Source organism: Victivallis sp. Marseille-Q1083 (genome assembly GCF_903645315.1).
Lineage (GTDB): Bacteria > Verrucomicrobiota > Lentisphaeria > Victivallales > Victivallaceae > UMGS1518.
The window spans coordinates 347942-365330 of record NZ_CAHJXL010000002.1 but is presented as its reverse complement, the minus strand read 5'-3'; the positions used below and the strand labels follow the sequence as shown (position 1 = coordinate 365330).

The window sequence follows — 17389 nt, the reverse complement described above, 5'->3', positions numbered from 1 at the left end:
TTGAGTTATTGATTGCCGAGGACTTGTTCAAGATGCGCTATTCGCCTTTCACAAGACGGGTGCGTTGAGAAAATATCACACCAGCCGGGAGGCGCGGAGAACATCATGGCTGCTGCCGAATCATCGGAGCAAGTTGGATTTTCAGCGGCTTCCCCGGCTTCCAAGTGACGCAGTACGCTGATCATGGAATCAATACCGGTCAATCGGGCTGCAACCTCATCCGCTTCAAATTCCCGATGACGCGAAAACCAAAGTAATACCAGGTTTCCACCGAGCATCAGCACGTTGACGATGGCGAAGCGGACAACGGCGGACAACCAGCCGATACGCTCCTCCAATTCCTCGTACCAATCGCTCAAACTGATCGTGAAATCGACGAGAATTACGGCCGCATTCACCAGACCTTCCAGCAAAGTCATGGTCAGCATATCACCATTGGCAATGTGGGCAGTCTCATGGGCAGCGACTGCGGCAACTTCCGCTTCCTCCATTTTCTCCAGAAGACCGGAACTGAAGGCGATCAGGGCGTTGCTTCGTGACGGGCCGGTTGCAAAAGCATTGACTTCAGTGCTCTCAAAAATCCCGACCTCCGGAACAACTGGCAAACCGGCACGATCCGCCAGAGCAGCAACCAGTGCCAACAGGGATTTTTCCTGATCGGTATTGTTTGCGTCATCCGGTTTGAGGATTTTCATCGGTGTTTGCCATCGCGCGATCTGCTTTGAAAAAAGCAGCATCACAAATGGCACTGTACTTCCGAGAATGAGGACACCCAATCCAGCCAGCATACCGAGCTCAGGAGCGAGAAAAGCGCCAAGCAGAATAAGAAAGAGAACGGCGGCGAGGTTAGCCCCGAAGAAAATCCCCAGGGATTTGCCTAAGCCACCGCCGAACTGCAATCGTCTGCTTTCCTTGATCCTTTCCAAAATTGATGAAGCGGGAACACTCTGCCGCCGTTTGCAATAGCGGCAGAGTTTCGCATCATCCTGAATCTGCTCATTGCAGAAAATGCAACGTTTCATTTATAGTAATCCGCCTTTGTATTTCTCCTCTTCTTGTTTTTTGAAATACTGGACGACTTCTTCGGGAGTCATTCCGTCCAAAACCTGAACCTGTTCGCCTTGGCCATATCCAACGAGAATTATCAAATTGTTAATTGCTCGTTTGAGGTCTTCAAAACGTTTTTTTTCTGCAGATGTATCTATACCTTTGAATTCTTTTTGTTGTGCATCCTCAAGCAGTTCCTTAGCTTCCTCTTCAATATATTCGATGACTTCTCCACTTGATTCCCTGAAGGCATCTTGAGAAGAACAGTCGATGGTAGGTTCTCCGCCTCCCAGCATAAACAATATCAGCAGAAGCGCGAAAACTCCCACAACGATCACACATCCCAATTTCCATGGGGATTTTCTTTTTACTGCTGCTGGTTGCGGCTTTTCGGCTGTCATTTTATCTGAACGGCAGTCACTTCCGCAGTAACGACACTTGACGGCCTCCGCTTTAATGACTTCAGCGCATTGCGGACAGCGTTTGGTATTTTCCTGATTCATAATTCCATTCTCCCGGCTCTGATTGATTTTACTGTTTTGATTGTGCGGAACGGTTTTTCAGTTCCACCAGACAATAGTTGATATAAAAGAGATTGAAGATCACCAGGAGGAATGTATTCATCCGGTAATCGGTCAAGCCCAATCGGGCGGCTTTATCTTTCACGTAAGAACGCAGCAGAAACGCGATACGTATGCAGATGATGCCGGAGACCATTGCACAAAGCTGCGCCAACCAGTAAAGATTTTCGCCAATACCTAATGAGTAGACCGGATCGCCTCCCACAATTACCGGTTCTCCTGTATCCAAGTGGATGATCTGTGAAACATCAGCAAACGAAACTGTGTAAAGTAACGCAGCCCCACCTATCGTATACATCAAAGCGTTCACCAACCCCGACGTCATGCGCACCCGATCCATTGCTTCACCGACGCACCACCGGAATCGGTTCAACCAAAGAACACTGTAAAAACCGGCGGTCACAATGTTTTTCCAAACGAAGTTGAAAGTCGGCTCAACGACGGCATCGATCGGATCGACCGCAGGAGTTTCCAAATCGCTTTTGCAAATGGGGCATTTTTTCGCGCCAGAATCAATTTCTTCCGCGCACATCGGACATTTCATTGTTTCATTCATTTTAGAATTCTCCTTCTATGTTATTGTTAACGGGTGCCCTGATTTCCCGCCGGTGTAATCAATTGTTTCCAGAATACATAATGTTTACCGATCGTTCGTTTGGTTCCGGTTGTTAAATTTTCAGACAGATGGGCATGAGGGTTCCAGCTGGTACAGCAATTCCAGATGAAGCCGAACAGGATCAATGCGGCGAATACCGAAACTGCCATCAATACTCCTTTTTTTCCGAAACGTTTTTGAGCTTGCCAAATAATCAGGCCGGCAATAACCAGCTCCAATAATACTGCGATAAAAGCAAACAGAATACCCATACATTATTTCTTTCTTTTTACTGATTTTGCCACTTGTTAAGCATTGCTTCATTCAAAGCCATGGCTTGAATAAAGATAAATGGAAAACCATCAGCAGACCTCCTGAATTCAATATGTTAAATTACGATAACATCCGTAAGCAGGGAAACTAACTATCTGGAAAATAAAAAAAGCTTCACGATAAACGATCATCGTGAAGCAATCCGAGGTACAATTTTTAAAGGCGGACGCTTCCAGATGCACACTCGAAGGTCCCGCCAAGAACCTGCCTTGCAAACATAAGGAAGCGCCCGGTAAGATGTGAAGACACAATCTCACCGGTATTTCCAGAATCTTTGCAAGGGCAAAATAACAAGGTTCACTTGGCGGGTTTACGAGTGTATTTTGCTGAAAATATACGGTTTTGAATCAACTGGCTTCAAAGAAAGCCGTACTTGTAACATAACCTCCTTTCGTTCGGTTGTCAAGGTTACAGCATCAGATGGTTGCAGAAAAAAGACCGCGCGGAGGTTTTCCGCGCGGCTTGCCGCCTTTGCCTTGCGGCCCCGGACGACACGGGTTTCAGGCAGGTCCGAAAAAGCGGAAGCTTTTCCGTTGGCGGGGCCTGAAAATCAAGACAACCGGAACTCTTTCCGGCACTTCGGGCACCGATAATGCCGGATGGCGTGCTCATCAATCAGTTTACCGACCCGCGAGCCGGTAAGCCCTCCGAAGGAGGCCGCACCCAATATGCCCAGAATAACGGCAGCGGCACGTTCCACCGGGCCATAGCCTGAGGTTTCCCGTACTGTTCCCAGCAGGGCCAAAATTCCGCCCGAAGTGATTCCGAGGACAGAGCCGATGGTTTGACCTCGTGTAATCGGCCTGGAGGCGGTACCACAGTGCGGACATGAGATCTTCATTTTCACTTATCTCCACAAGGTCGGCGGCTGGCCGTCGAGACCGAAGAGGCGCGTCAGTCCGCGATAGCATTGATCGGCGCGGGCGGGGCTGTACTTCTTCGCGTTCTCGGTGAACGCATTCAACAGGCTCCAGCGGGTCGGTTCGGCGAACTCTTCATGCCGCGGCTCTTTGAACTCCCTGAAGATCGGCAGGATATCCGAGGAGTTGACGGCTCTGGCTTCCGCTGCTTTCACGATAGCGATACGGGCAACATCGTCCTTGACGTACTGAATCTTCAGGTCTTCGGCTACGGTTTCGAGCGTCAGGAAATCATCTTCGAGTGCGTCGATGGCTTCCACGACCAGACCGTTCAGCTCAATCCGTGAGGTGTGTCGCCGTTTCAGAACCGTACTGCCTCCAAACATCAAATTCGCGCAGACCTGTACGTTCAATCCGGCAGCCAAGCCAACCGCAATCGTGCGGTCATGACTGTTGCGGATGCCGATGCAACGTGACCACTCTGCGCTTGAAGTCCGGTTGATCCGAATCACGCCGAACATCCGCTGACCGTCACGGGCCAGGCCGTACTGCTCGTCGAGAATCTGCCAGTTGTGCGCCTTTACCACATCGGTAACAGCGTCGATCACTTCGCTATGGGGAACCGGTTTCCAACTCGCGGTAGCGGTCGGCGTCGGAACCATTGCGATCTCGTCACGCCCGACGAACTTTCCTTCACTCATCGTCAATCCCATAATTTCACCTCCATCTTTTTAAATGCCACTGTCTGCAACGATCCCGATACGGACACTCGTTACAGGCGAACGATGTTTCATTCGGCAGGAACACGCCTTTGTTGATCGCGTACTGCGCCCGGTTCGCCAGTGCCTCGAAGCGTCGGAAGTCGTGGAATCCGCGATTGGTGTAGTGCGATTCACAACCCGGATTCTTGGTCTTGGTGATGACATCGAACCGAAAGAGCGGAACCGTGCCGTTCTGTTTCTCATAGGCGTAACTGAACACGGTAGCTTGAAGATCGCGGTCAGCTTTCCCGGCAGGCCAGCGGCTCGCCGAGGTTTTCCAGTCCACGATACAGGCATCCCGTCCGTCCTGAACGATGAGGTCGTATTCGCCGATCAGGGGCTTATCCAGTCCGGGAACGTCGATCCTGAATGCCTGAGCAACGCCCTTGATCGTATAGTAATCCGACCAGTTCGCCAGCGCCGCATCCAGCATCTTCGCGGCAAGATCGATCACCGTGTCGAAGTTCTCGCCTTCCTTGTAGATCAGGTTCGGCGTCGCTTCGGCTTCGATTTTGAACGCCTCTTCAAACCGGTCAACGATTTCATCACGGGTCAGCGAGCCGCCCATCATGCACTCCCACGCCTGAGCGGTCAATGCTGAATGAAACGCCTTGCCGAATGGCAAGCAGACCGAAGTCCGTTCGACCTCGGCCTGATCCACGTAGCGGTACATGAATTGCGCCTGACAGATGTTGAGGTACGTATTCAGCGCCGAATACGACCAGTGCGGTTCCTGCCGCAGTTCGTCGATGGTCGCCATTACGCCGCCCTCCATTCGTCAATCTGATCCGAACACTGCTGCCGGGTCAGATGCTGGATGTCCGGCACCTGAAACCGGGCCGCGATCTGCTGCGGAGTGATGCCGCGCTGCCGGGCGAGGTCGAGCAGATACGAAAGCTGTTTCGGGCTCGCCGGAACATCATTCTGACGGCCCCCTGACCGGTTACCTTGAGGCCCGTTTTTACAGGGCTTTTCCGACCATTTTCTCCCGTAATTCGCGGGGCTTTTTCCGTGTAATTCGGCTTCGACAGAATTCCGTACCAAATCGAACGTTTCGTGAATACGGGTCTGCAACTGATCTTGCGTGAGACCGTCCGGCAGCTCCACTTCGACTGACGCATGATAGCTCTGGCTGGAATATTCCTCTCCTGCCGGAACCTTCTTCGAATACGATGCGTTGAGTTTTAACATTTTTTCGAGTTCCTATTGAAATATTTTGTATTTACATTATATTGATATTGACGAAGGAGGCGCGAATGAATTTTGAATGGGATGAAAATAAGGCGGCAACCAATCAGCAAAAACATGGAATCACTTTTCAGGAAGCTGCAACGGTATTTCAGGATGAAGATGCGCTGCAGATTTTCGATCCCGACCATTCGGAGGATGAAGACCGTTTCATCCTGTTGGGAATGAGTTCCATTTTGCGGATTTTAGTGGTCTGCCACTGTTATCGCGCCAATGACGATGTGATCCGGATCATTTCCGCACGGAAAGCAACCCGGAATGAAAGTTCCACCTACAAGAGGAGGAAATGAAATGAGAGCGGAATACGATTTTTCCAATGCAGTCAAAAACCCTTATGTGAAGCCTCGGAAAACAGCGGTGACAATCCGGCTTGATCCGGCGACCGTGGAGTATTTCAAATCGCTGGCAAGCGAAGTGTCACTGCCGTACCAGACGCTTATCAATTCGTTTTTGACCGACTGCGCCAAACGCAAGGTAAAACCGAATATCAAATGGAGCTGATGGACTTCAGATTGCCATCCTGATCCGCTCGATGGCGCGCTTCGCCTGAACGAACTCGCGTTCGCGCTGCTTCTGCTGGAGCACAGCCTCTTTGACCTTACGGGCCAGAAGCGCCGATTCGTCAAGCAGCGTTCTGAGCTTGCCGCGCAGTTCCTCGATGGAGTGATTGAGTTCCTCCATCGGATTCACCGGCTCGGCAGCCTCCACGGTTGCGTTTTCAGTGTGTTCGATGTGTTTGATGTTTTCCATTTTGCTTGTCTCCTTTTCGGGTTGATGTTTGGGCAATATGTGAATCGGCATCGCAAGATACCGGCCGCTGCCGCCCTCGGCGATGACCGGTATCCTGCCGTCCGAATGTGCCCGGAACTTCGTGTAGCCCTGCTGAAGCATCCGCAGCAGGATATACTTGTTGAGCGCCAGCACAGCACGGGGCTGAGCACCGATCACCGTCGCCTCCAACCGCAGCTCCATATCCGGGAAATTATTCGGAACCACGGTGACGCCGCCCGGAACCACGTTCAGCTCGACAGCGTGAAACGGCGAGCAGTCGGGAACCGTTTTCAGGAACGTGATGATCCGCTCCGGCTCGTGAATCTCGATCTGATAATCCAGCGTCTTATCTGCAGGAATCACCTGCTTCCAATCGGGGAAGTTGCCCGGCAATGCCTTGCCCTGCCACTGAAAACCGCCGATTACGATGCGGAACAGCCGCTCGTTCCGGCAGCGCCAGATGTGCAGCGTTCCTGCTCCCTCCGGCCGAGCGGTCAGCAGCGCCAGCGGAAACGGCAGCGTCATATCCTCCGGGATTTTCAACGGACACGGCAGGTTAAGCAATTCTTTGCCGTTCGTTGCGGTCACACCGTCGCGGGAAAGGTTGATCCCCCGCAACGCGAGCCGTGCTTCACGCAGATCCACCACCGGGGCCGCCAATGCCAGCAGTTTGCCGAAATCCGGCGGCAACTCGACCGTCACCGCGTCATCCGGGACGGCCTCCATTTCCGGCCAGTCAAGCCGCTTGCCGGTCACTTCAACCTCGCCGCCGCGCGTGGAACGGATCAGTTCCCGCAGAGCCTTGTACTCGACCGCGAACTCCTCCAGCTCCCCGGCATCGCCGCTCACTTCGACCGTGACGGATTCCACGCCGTCAGTTGCCGTCAGCCAGACTTGCGCCCCGACACCGAGAAAACGCACCGACCGCTGTACCTCCACCGGCGAAGTCTGCGACACCGCCTTGCCGAGCACCTTCAACGCATCCAGTAACACACTCTTTTTAATCTTCATTTTCATACCTCCATGATGTTAAAACACAACCGGCCCCGGCAGTCTTACGACCGCCGGAGCCGATCACAAACAGGATTATCCTGATTTCGTGGAGGTAATATATATGTCAATTATTTTGGATTACACCATGCATTAAAATCCTCTTTGACTAATGAGTAAAAAATGAACATTCATAGCAACGATAATTCGAGCCTTAGTTTTCTTTTTTTCCAATCTGGCAAGTAAGATTGTAGCAATCCGTAAAAATCAGAATCATGTTCCCGGTATCGTAAATGACAAAGTTCATGGGTTATTACGTATTCCAAACACTGAACCGGTGCTTTTATCAACTCCGGATTCAGCAATAGGATTCCTGTTGGCGACATGCTGCCCCAGTTGGTTTTCATCGCTCGAATTTGCATACGAGGAAGTGTCGCCAAACCAATACGACCTGCAACGATCTTCAGATATTCAGGGTATTTTTCTTTTGCCCGTTTTCGGTAATAACGGTCCAAAATTTTTTGGATTGCGTCAGGCGAAATATCGGGAGAAAATATTTGTATGAATCCTCGGCTGATTTTTACCTCTACTTTGGGATGTACAACGAGTTTCAAACGATACTGCCGCCCCAGATACAAATGCGTCTCGCCGCCGAGATACTGCCGCTTTGGCGTTCTGATTGCGAATTGTTCAAAATAACGCTGCTGTTTCACAATCCATCCCGCCCGGCGATGAATTTTTTCGCGGATACGAGAGTCTTCCGCTCCCAGCGGGGCTTTTACCCGAACTGTTCCATCCGGCAACACAGCAATCTCCATCGTGGTACGATCGCGAAACTCCACTGAGTAAGAAATCCGGTGTTGACCATAATTGACAACATAACTCATGAACGCATGCTCCGGTTTCGCGCCAGCGTGATCAATTGTTCAATGATTTCATCCATCTGTGTTGTAGTCAAATCAATTTTCTGTTTTGCTTTCACTTCATCATACAGGAAATCATCAATGGCGTTTTTCAACTGATTCTGCGCATCCATATCGTCCCAGAACTGAATCCGCGAGGTGAAACTGTTTATGATGTCGCTGATCTGCAGTGCGTCCTCCGCAGTCTGCTCCTCCTGATTGTTCAGGAATGGCAGCAGAAGGCCGTAGCAGGCCATAGCGTCCTCCCGATGACAAATGATCTCCGGAATATCGTCGTGAGTCCGGGTTGTCACCATCCGTCGGATGTGGTTAACCTTTTCCCAATAGGTCCGGACAATCTCGTCGAGATGCTCCAGATCGTGCAACCGTTTTTCGCGGAATTCATCAATTGCCTGCTGGATCATTTCCGAAAACTTATGGTAAAACGCAGGATCCTCCTCCATATGTTCCGTAATATACCGCTTGGTGGCGTGAGCGACCGAATCCGCCATCGCAGATTGCTCTTTTACATGATTGATTCCCTGTTTTTCGAGCACTTCCCGGAACGTATTCTCATCAAAGATATTGACGGGCTCGTTGAGCTGAATCACCTCATTCGCCTGAATGTGGGTATCGAGCAGTTTCTTGATTTTCGGTTCATAATCCCGATAGTTCACCGCTTCCGCATACCGGCGTTTGACAGCGGAGCGCAAGTTCCAGAAACGCTTCAAATCACGCTTGTATTTTTCAATCTGTTCTTCCGGCGTTTCCCGCATGAATTTGATGCTGGAGAGCGCGAGTTCGAGTTTTTTGGCAAACGCGTTCAGATTTTCATAGAACGCCTCACGGAGATCCTCCGGCTGAAGCAAAAGTTCAAAAGCCTCGCTGTCGTTGCTGTTGCGGACGGATTTGAACATCTCCCATAACTTTGCATATTGCTGAGGAAGTTTTGCGATCTCGTCCGCAACAGGCATCACCTGCGACGTCAGATCCTCCGCGGATACCCCTTCCATTTCGCTGTATTTGAGCAAGGCATCATCGAGCAGATCCAGAACGCCAGCGTAATCGATGATGTAGCCGAACTCCTTGTTTTCACACAGCCGGTTGACACGGGCGATCGCCTGGAGCAGTGTAGCCGGTTCCCGAATGGAGCGGCAGAGATACATCACCGTGTTGCGCGGTACATCAAAACCGGTGAGGAGCTTATCCACCACGATCAGGATTTCCGGAGCGGAAGCGGTCTTAAATGCGTCAGTGATCTGCTTGTTGTATTCCTCTTCCTTTTTTCCGAAGCGAACCATCATTTTGTTCCAGAACTCCACCACATCGGGTGAAACCCTGCCTTCGGGGTCGCTGCCTTCGCGAGTATCCGGCGCGGAAATAATCACTTCGCTGCTGACGACACCGAGCTCATTCAGATACTGGTGGTAGAGAATGGCGGTTTCCTTATCCGGAGCGACCAGCTGCGCTTTGAATCCGGTCCCTTGCCAGAAGTCTCGGTAGTGCTCCGAGATGTCGTACGCACACATGTAGACGAATGCTTTTGACTTTTTCAGCATCTCCGCCCGAGCGAATTTCTTCTTCAAATCCCGACGCTGTTCGTCGGAAAGATCCTTCGTATGCCGTTCAAACCAGAGATCAAGGGCTTTCCGGTTCTGTTCCAGATCGACATGGCGACCTTCGTACAACAGCGGAACAACAGCTTTGTCTTCGACCGCAGTACGGATGGAGTAAACCGGGCGGATCAGGCCGCCGAATTTTTCGAAGCTGTTCTTGTTTTTCTTAGCCAAAGGCGTACCGGTAAAGCCGATGTAACAACCACGGGAAAACATCAACCTCATCTTACTGGCTAATGGACCGTAATTCGTTCGATGGCCTTCATCAACCAGAATAAAAATATTGGGTGAATCGATTTTTTCACTTCTGGAATTCAATGCTTTGTTGAATTTCTGGATCAAAGTTGTGATAATGGCCGCTTTGTCGGATTTCGCCAGTTCCAGCAGATGCTTACCGCTGGTGGCGCGCACCGGCTCCAGCGAACAGGCGCGAAAGGTATTGCCGAGCTGTTTGTCCAGATCATCACGGTCGGTTACCAGAACGACTCTAGGGGTGGGAATGCCGGAGCAAAGCATCAGGCTGCGGGTCAGCATTACCATGGTAAGCGACTTCCCCGAACCTTGCGTATGCCAGACGACCCCGCCTTTGCGGGAACCGTCTTCCGTGAAAGTTTGAATCCGCTGCAAAATCGCATTGACGGTGAAAAACTGCTGGTAACGGGCAATTTTACGCTCTAAGCCGTCAAATACGATGAAACGCCACGCCAGTTCCAACAGTCGTTCCGGGCGGCAAAGAGCGTAGAGGGTTTCATCCTGCGCGGTAACTTCGCGCGGCAGGGCCGCCCGTTCTTCGAAATCGGCCCGGGCGCTTGCAAAAGGGCCGGAGAAGATGGCGTCATTCTGCATGGGCGACAGCGGAGTATTGACCAATGCATTCACAGTTTCCGGTCGATCCTGCTGTTCACGCCAGACCGCCCAGAATTTGCGCGGTGTTCCGACGGTGCCGTAAAAAGCCTGCTGCCGGTTGACGGCGAGCGTCAACTGAATATAGGTAAAAAGTTTTGAAACATACTCTTCCTGTTGATTCCGCAACGTCTGGCTGATGGCCTGTTCGATCTCTTCGCCCGGAGCCTTGCACTCGATGGAGACAAACGGGATGCCGTTGACAAACAGGAGAATATCCGGACGGACCGTTTCATGACTCCCACGCCGTTCAATTGGAAGCTCCGCCACAGCGTGATAAACGTTGGCCTCGGGATGCCGCCAGTCAATGTAGTTCAAATTGAAACTGCGCTGATCTCCTTCGATATTTTGTTCCAGCGAGCAACCGAGCGTCAGAAGATCGTAAATTTTTTCATTGGTCCGAAGCAACCCGTCGTAAGGCATATTCTTCAGCCGCTGAATTGCATCCTGAATATTGGCTTCCGAAAATTTGTATACGCCGCCTTTGTGGTTGATGGAATTCATCTCCTGAAGCTTTTGCGTCAGCATTGATTCCAGAAGCACATTGGAACGCTTGCCGTTGCGCAAACGGTCGGCCTCCGGAACCGGCAGCACCGTCCAGCCGGAAGCGGCAAGAAGCTGCAGCGCCGGAATTTGTGATTCGTACTTTTCCGAGAACATGATTATTTTCCTCCCATAGCGAATTTTCCACGTGCAGTCAGCCGATATTTCTGGTTGCGGCTGGTGGGGGATTCCGGAACGGTATATTCAATCAATCCGGCTTCCAATGCCGGAACGAGATAGTTTTTGCGCAAATTCACCCGATCTTTCAACTTGAGCTTGCTCAACAATTCGGATGAACTCAACTCCGAACCGTTCCGCAAACATTTCAACAACAATTTAACTTGATGGGTAACTTGATTGGTATCCTGATGGATTTCAGTTTCATTCAGGCTATCGAAAATCGTTTGGAGAATGAATTCCACAAAACATGCGCTGTTCGCGGAGGCATTGGCCTGATTGAGTGCCTGATAATATTCGGTTTGGCGGTTGCGAATCATATTTTCAATCGGAATATAGGCAAAGATCGGATTGAAGTTCTGCAGCATCAACGTCTGCCAAAGGCGTCCGAGCCGACCATTGCCGTCAACAAAAGGATGGATGAATTCAAACTCATAATGAAAAATGGAACTTTTGAGCAGCGGATGCATCTCTTCGGAATGCAGATAGTCGAACAGGGCCGTCACTAACCCGGGAACCAGATGAGCCGGTGGCGCAATATGCAGGATTTCCTGCCCTCCTTGAATTCCGACGCTGCCGGAGCGGAACTCCCCGGGACGGTCAACCAATCCGGTCATCAACGTTTTATGGGCATCCAACAGATCGGCAACCGAAGCGGCCTTCCAGGTGTCCAATTTATCATAAGCGGCAAGCGCATTGCGAATTTCCTGCACATCGCGCGCCGGAGCCAAGACGTTTTTGCCGTCAAGAACGGCGGTCACTTGTTCTACGGTCAAGACATTTCCCTCAATCTGCAACGACGCCTGAATCGTCCGGATACGGCTGATCCGCCGCAGCCGCAAATCGCGCCGGAACGTCCCGTGTAGCCGTCCAAGCCGTTCACAAATCGCCGCTACCAACGAAACCATTACCGGCGTAATCACAAATTCAGGGAATAAGTTGTTCATGATTTAACTTACACCTTTCTTATGGGATTCACAAATACTTGAAACCCTAGCTCAGTTAAGCGTTGAAATACAGACCGAAAACTAACTTTACTGAAAAATGGAATATTGATGTTTCCATCTTGCGAGGGCTTACGCATGATTCCAAAAATAATTTTGTATTCATTTGCTACAGGCTTTGTATCTTTTCTTGCAGGTACTTTTGATTTTAAAGAATCATTAAGCATCTTCCGCAAATCCTGCCTAAATTTCTCATCTTTAAGGAAACATTCTCCAGAAACTAGACCTTGGTTCCATAAATGGCTAATGCAAGCAGAACTACTGCCGTCCTTTAAGTGGTAAAAACTTTTTGGTGGAACAAAAAAATCACAAGGTTCAATATTTGCATAACTAGTATTGGACGGATTAATTTTCCTCTTATCCAATTTTTGCCAAGTCGTCTTCTTCCTCTCTAAATCCTCAATCAGTTTTTCTTCTGTTGGCATTGGGGTTTCTTGTATCAGATACTCGTTTGCTACTAATGCTTGTTGCCAGTTTTTTTCTATTTCCCGAGCAAAATCGGTATCGATTTCATACCAAGATGAATTCCATAATATATAATTCTTATCATCGATTGATGTTTCAAAATTTAAGCATTCGAATATAGAGAATTCCATACACGGGAAATTGCTGCTGATTATCGAAATTCTGTGTTTAGTATAATCGCTTAGCTCGTTTGGCAATTCTTTCTGCAATTCCGTTTTGTAATCCTCAATAGATAGGGTAAGATATTTCCGAGAGCGGTACGATAATCCATTATATCGATAGGCATAATCAGCTGCAGGATCAATGATTTCTGGTATGGCTAGATAGAGACTATTTTGTCTCCCATCTCGTAGAGCTTGAATCTCATCAGACAATTTTCTATTTAAGATAGAGATAATTTCATCATCTCGAATCTGTTTTATGTGATCAATCCAAGGATATATTTTTTTGTACTCCTCTGATTGGTAAGTCTCTAAAAGCTCTTGGCATTTTTCTTTTAATGAAGGAATAGTAATCTTACAGGTCATCTGTAAAGTATCTCGACCGGTCATGCTTGATGCAAACTCTTTATCTGTAGGCTTTCCTGACAATAAACGTAGAATATCTTTTTCTATATCCATAGAAAATAAAGAGAAGTCACATTCCGCACTTGCCTGAATTCTTTTTTGAATGGTAGTACTATCTGGTGACGCAGTATCCAGTGTTCTTATCTTATCACGAGGAATTTTATTGAGACACACCTTCAACCCAAAATCACACTCAAAAGCATTTCGATTCAGGCAAATTTGTGCCATGCCAAAAGAAACTGCAAACCATCTTTCACTTATAGGTATAAAAATAACAACAGCAGCACCTTTATTTTTGAATTCAAGAGGTTTTTCTGTTATTTCAGAAATTAAGCCAAGCCAACTAGGATCACTTTCATAAACTTGTCCTGCATATACCTGAACATCTGCCAATATATTATTCGTAGTAGTATTGACGGGGATACGCTCTAATTTATTTTCTAAAGAAAACGCATCTGCAATTTCTTTATGCTCTTTTAGCAACCGAAATGTGGCTGAGAACGATTTTGTTTTATTTTCCATTCTCATACCCTCCAAGTTCCGGTTAAAAGTTTCTGCATCAATCCGCGCTTTTGCTTTTGGAACATTATAAGCTCGGCACGTAGAATATCAATCTCTTGTGAAGTTGTGTCAAGAATATTGGCAATTGCTTTTTGCTCCGGTAACTCAGGAAGCGATAGTATGATTTTAAAGAAACAATCTGGTGTTACATTAAGTAATCCATCGTTACGAACTCCACTATTAATAAACTTGCGCAGTTCATTTGCATGAAGATCTGCTTCAAAAAAATGAGAGATAAATCGTGCATCTGCTAGTTTAGCATTAAGTGAGAAACTGACAAAAACATTAGGGACAGCAACGGGGGCTTTGCCTCGCCACTGATAAACACAACCGCACTCGTAAGTTTTTGAATTTCCTTTGTTATATGTAAATTCCTCTGGAAATAAGAGAGTATATTTCGAATACTGTTTCCCTGCTATATTCCGTCCAAATTTTTCCTCCTGCAAGACAAAGCCCTTGCCCGCGGAAATGCTAACAGGTGCAACTCTCGCTTTTCCTACACTTCTTGTTACACGAGAGGCGATTTCTAAAAAAATTATTTGTTTCCACTTTGAGCTGAATCCATTAATGCGAACCTTGCCTGTAAGAATATTGGCACGAATCCAACTTAAGCGTTTCTCCTTCGCCTCAATCAGTCGTTCCAACTTCTCAATCGCCTCGTCCCAGGTCCCCAGAAACTCCGCAATCCGTCGCTGCTCCGGCAAGGGAGGAAACAATAAAAGATATGATCTCAATGCATCATATTCTATGCTTTCAACAGTCGTTCCAACCTTGGAACACAATTTTAATATATTAACATTATCAACGGATAATAAGGCTTGAATATAATCAGTGCTGAACTCAATATGCGGAATCAGAGCTTTTATATCCTGATTAATTGCTACCGGAAATAATGTCTTAGAGACAGGAAAAGTGTGTCTCAAAATTCCGCTTCTAGTTACCATCAACAAAGAGTTTACCGGTATGAGATTTGAAGATGAATTATTCAACCCTTCTACTGTAATTGAATATGTTGTTGACTTTAGCGTCCTGGACTTAATATCTTGTGACGATGCCCATGGTATGTCGCCATTCCAAAAAGAAGCTTTATCTTTAGAAGGGGTCGCTCCACCTAACCATTTGCCACAATCCTTCAATTTAATTTTTCGCCAACCAACAGGGAGTTTCATCGCCTGATCCCTTTCAGCAGTTCAGCCATCTTGATACGAACTTGGGCGAGTTCGGTTTCAAGCTGGTCGATTTCGGACTGGACGGTGTCGATGTCGATCTCTTCTTCCGGTTCAAAGGTGTCCACATAGCGCGGAATATTCAGATTGAAATCATTCTCTCTGATTTCGGCAGGCGTAGCCGCGTGAGCGTATTTTTCCACATCCCGACGGTTACGGCAGGTTTCAACCACCCGCGCGATTTGCGCGTCATTCATGGAATTCTGCTTTTTGTCTTGAACAAACTCTTTTGACGCATCGATAAACAGAATGTCTTTGCGCGCTTCATTGACGCCGCCGCGCTCCCGGCTGCGGTCGAAGACCAGAATCGCCACCGGAATTCCCGTGCTGAAAAACAAATTGGCCGGAAGACCGATCACCGCATCCAGCAGGTTTTCTTCTATCACCGCCTTGCGGATCATTCCTTCTTTGCTGCCACGGAACAATACCCCGTGCGGCACCACCACCGCCACCCGGCCGGAACCCGGTTCTGCCGCCTCGATCATATGAGAGATAAACGCCCAGTCCCCCTTGCTCTTGGGCGGAACGCCGCGCCAGAAGCGGTTGAAACGATCCGCTTCCGCGTTTTCCGCCCCCCACTTATCCAGCGAAAACGGCGGATTGGCGACGACAATATCGAATTTCATCAACTGGTCATTCTCTACCAGCGTCGGAGCCGTCAAGGTATTGCACCACTCGATTCTGGCGCTGTCGGCATTATGCAGAAACATATTCATCCGGCAGAGCGCCCAGGTTGCTCCGTTTACTTCCATGCCGTACAAGGCGTAATTGTTCTCTCCCACTTCACGCGCCGCCGCCAGCAGCAAGCCCCCCGAACCACAGGCCGGATCGCAAATCCGCTGTCCCGGTTTGGGATTTGCCAATTTGGCCACCAATTCAGTAACGGATGTCGGCGTATAAAATTCACCCGCTTTTTTCCCCGCGTCCGCCGCGAACTTGGAAATCATGAACATATAGGTATTGCCGATGATATCCTCATCCACCCGGTTCGGGCTCAGATCAAGTTCCGGCTTGTTGAAGTCCTCCAGCAGCAACGCCAAGCGGCGGTTGCGGTCCTGAATCCGTCCGAGTGCGGCTTCGGAATTGAAGTCAATGTTGCGGAACACGCCTTCGAGTTTCGCTTTATTCTTCTCTTCAATCGCATCCAGGGTAATATTGATGAGTTCTCCGATGTTCGGCGCATTTTTACGCTCAAGCAGGCTGTAGAAACTCGCTTCGAACGTATCCTGAATTTCCATTTTCCGGGTCAGGGGATTCTCTTTTTTATAATCGACCATCGGAAGGATGAAGCGTTCCCGCTCCAATTTACGTCGAATCCGCGTGTCATCATCCCCATATTGTTTGCGATATTCCGCATAGTGCGCTTTCCAGGTGTCGCTGATGTACTTCAAAAAGAGCATCACCAGAATATAGTCTTTGTATTGTTCCGGGCTGACTGCTCCGCGGAAGGTGTCGCAGGCACTCCACGCCGCATTGCTGATCGTTTCCTGCTTGATTTTATCGGTTGCCATTGTCATTCTCCAAGCCACTGATTGACGGTTTTATTGATATAGACGGATTTTAATGCGATCAACTTTTGAGCCAGCTCCCGTTCCCGTTCAGAAAGCTCCACCAGCTCAATGATTTTTTGCTGTTTTTCCAAGGGAATAACCGGAATCATCAGATTCTCCAGAACGTCGATTCCCACCATACGCAAAGAAGATCCCTGGGAATTGGCCTCAAAATAAGACTGTGCGGCACTCTGCCGTAAGTACCATGCCAGAAACCCCGGTAAAAGCACGTTGGTTCTGATTCGGATTCGTTGCAGTGGCGCTGCCGCAATCATACGTTCAGGGAGTTCTTTCAGCCAATATCCCGCCGGAAAATTTCCTCTCGCCCGAAATAGGATATCTCCGGATTTCAGAACATGTCCCGCTTTAACAGAAACAGATCCACTCCGAATAACATTTTTCAAATCCGGGACAAGATTTTCGGCCAAATCTCCCATTTGAATAACCGCAAGGCCTTCGGTTGACGATCCGGCAACAATAGCGCCCCGGAATGGATATCCGGTTTGAATATCGGTCAGATCTTTTAATTTCACTTTCAACTTGCAGTAACCTCATTACTGTTGTTTTTATTTTCTGCTTTTATTATACCGCAAGTCCTTGCAATTGTCAAGTGTTGTTTTGGGATTACTGCAAAAAAATCAAGATTCAGGTGAGCGGGGCTTCACCGTTTGCTTTTGGTTCTTATTGCTA

The 17389-nt window shown here is 48.7% G+C and carries 17 protein-coding genes; 2 read left to right on the top strand and 15 right to left on the bottom strand.

Features of this window, described 5'->3' with window-relative positions:
* Positions 1 to 5 precede the first annotated feature (5 nt).
* The 7 genes from HWX74_RS17565 to HWX74_RS17535 all read right to left on the bottom strand — a co-directional run bounded on the left by HWX74_RS17565 (position 6) and on the right by HWX74_RS17535 (position 5368).
* Positions 6 to 1022 (bottom strand): zinc metalloprotease HtpX, encoded by a 1017-nt coding sequence (locus tag HWX74_RS17565; protein ID WP_176014876.1) that lies wholly within the window; start codon positions 1020 to 1022, stop codon positions 6 to 8.
* A complete protein-coding gene (locus HWX74_RS17560; protein ID WP_176014875.1) occupies positions 1023 to 1550 on the bottom strand; it encodes a hypothetical protein in 528 nt (175 codons plus the stop codon).
* A 28-nt stretch (positions 1551 to 1578) separates the two neighbouring features.
* On the bottom strand, positions 1579 to 2184 hold the full coding sequence (locus HWX74_RS17555) for a hypothetical protein (protein WP_176014874.1): 606 nt from the start codon (positions 2182 to 2184) through the stop codon (positions 1579 to 1581).
* 26 nt (positions 2185 to 2210) lie between these two features.
* A complete protein-coding gene (locus tag HWX74_RS17550) occupies positions 2211 to 2495 on the bottom strand; it encodes a hypothetical protein (RefSeq protein WP_176014873.1) in 285 nt (94 codons plus the stop codon).
* A gap of 908 nt (positions 2496 to 3403) precedes the next feature.
* On the bottom strand, positions 3404 to 4129 hold the full coding sequence (locus HWX74_RS17545) for a DUF932 domain-containing protein (protein WP_176014872.1): 726 nt from the start codon (positions 4127 to 4129) through the stop codon (positions 3404 to 3406).
* 4 nt (positions 4130 to 4133) lie between these two features.
* Positions 4134 to 4937 (bottom strand): PD-(D/E)XK nuclease family protein, encoded by an 804-nt coding sequence (locus HWX74_RS17540; RefSeq protein WP_176014871.1) that lies wholly within the window; start codon positions 4935 to 4937, stop codon positions 4134 to 4136.
* Positions 4937 to 5368 carry a hypothetical protein gene (locus HWX74_RS17535; protein WP_176014870.1) on the bottom strand — a complete coding sequence of 144 codons (432 nt, stop codon included), beginning with the start codon at positions 5366 to 5368 and terminating at the stop codon, positions 4937 to 4939. The genes HWX74_RS17540 and HWX74_RS17535 overlap by 1 nt, the downstream gene beginning before the upstream one ends.
* Positions 5369 to 5433: 65 nt before the next feature.
* Here HWX74_RS17535 and HWX74_RS17530 point away from each other — a divergent pair, with 65 nt between their 5' ends.
* Both HWX74_RS17530 and HWX74_RS20350 read left to right on the top strand, forming a co-directional pair.
* Entirely contained in the window at positions 5434 to 5715 is a 282-nt protein-coding gene (locus HWX74_RS17530; RefSeq protein WP_106053551.1) for a BrnT family toxin, read from the top strand.
* A 1-nt stretch (position 5716) separates the two neighbouring features.
* Positions 5717 to 5926, top strand: a complete 210-nt coding sequence (locus tag HWX74_RS20350; RefSeq protein ID WP_106052074.1) for a BrnA antitoxin family protein — start codon at positions 5717 to 5719, stop codon at positions 5924 to 5926.
* 6 nt (positions 5927 to 5932) lie between these two features.
* Here the strand turns inward: HWX74_RS20350 and HWX74_RS17520 are convergent, their stop codons facing one another.
* From HWX74_RS17520 to HWX74_RS17485, 8 genes are all read right to left on the bottom strand, one after another.
* Positions 5933 to 7207, bottom strand: a complete 1275-nt coding sequence (locus HWX74_RS17520; RefSeq protein ID WP_176014869.1) for a hypothetical protein — start codon at positions 7205 to 7207, stop codon at positions 5933 to 5935.
* 170 nt (positions 7208 to 7377) lie between these two features.
* On the bottom strand, positions 7378 to 8073 hold the full coding sequence (locus HWX74_RS17515; protein ID WP_176014868.1) for a M48 family metallopeptidase: 696 nt from the start codon (positions 8071 to 8073) through the stop codon (positions 7378 to 7380).
* Positions 8070 to 11267 carry a type I restriction endonuclease subunit R gene (locus tag HWX74_RS17510; RefSeq protein ID WP_176014867.1) on the bottom strand — a complete coding sequence of 1066 codons (3198 nt, stop codon included), beginning with the start codon at positions 11265 to 11267 and terminating at the stop codon, positions 8070 to 8072. Before HWX74_RS17510 ends, HWX74_RS17515 begins: the two co-directional genes overlap by 4 nt.
* A 2-nt stretch (positions 11268 to 11269) precedes the next feature.
* Positions 11270 to 12274 carry a Fic family protein gene (locus HWX74_RS17505; RefSeq protein ID WP_176014866.1) on the bottom strand — a complete coding sequence of 335 codons (1005 nt, stop codon included), beginning with the start codon at positions 12272 to 12274 and terminating at the stop codon, positions 11270 to 11272.
* A gap of 8 nt (positions 12275 to 12282) precedes the next feature.
* The gene (locus HWX74_RS17500; protein WP_176014865.1) at positions 12283 to 13884 is read right to left on the bottom strand and encodes a DUF6119 family protein; all 1602 of its coding nucleotides are present in this window, start codon (positions 13882 to 13884) and stop codon (positions 12283 to 12285) included.
* A gap of 2 nt (positions 13885 to 13886) precedes the next feature.
* The gene (locus HWX74_RS17495) at positions 13887 to 15092 is read right to left on the bottom strand and encodes a restriction endonuclease subunit S (RefSeq protein WP_176014864.1); all 1206 of its coding nucleotides are present in this window, start codon (positions 15090 to 15092) and stop codon (positions 13887 to 13889) included.
* A complete protein-coding gene (locus HWX74_RS17490) occupies positions 15089 to 16660 on the bottom strand; it encodes a type I restriction-modification system subunit M (RefSeq protein WP_176014863.1) in 1572 nt (523 codons plus the stop codon). The genes HWX74_RS17495 and HWX74_RS17490 overlap by 4 nt, the downstream gene beginning before the upstream one ends.
* Positions 16661 to 16662: 2 nt before the next feature.
* Entirely contained in the window at positions 16663 to 17232 is a 570-nt protein-coding gene (locus HWX74_RS17485) for a restriction endonuclease subunit S (RefSeq protein WP_254872371.1), read from the bottom strand.
* Positions 17233 to 17389: the final 157 nt, after the last annotated feature.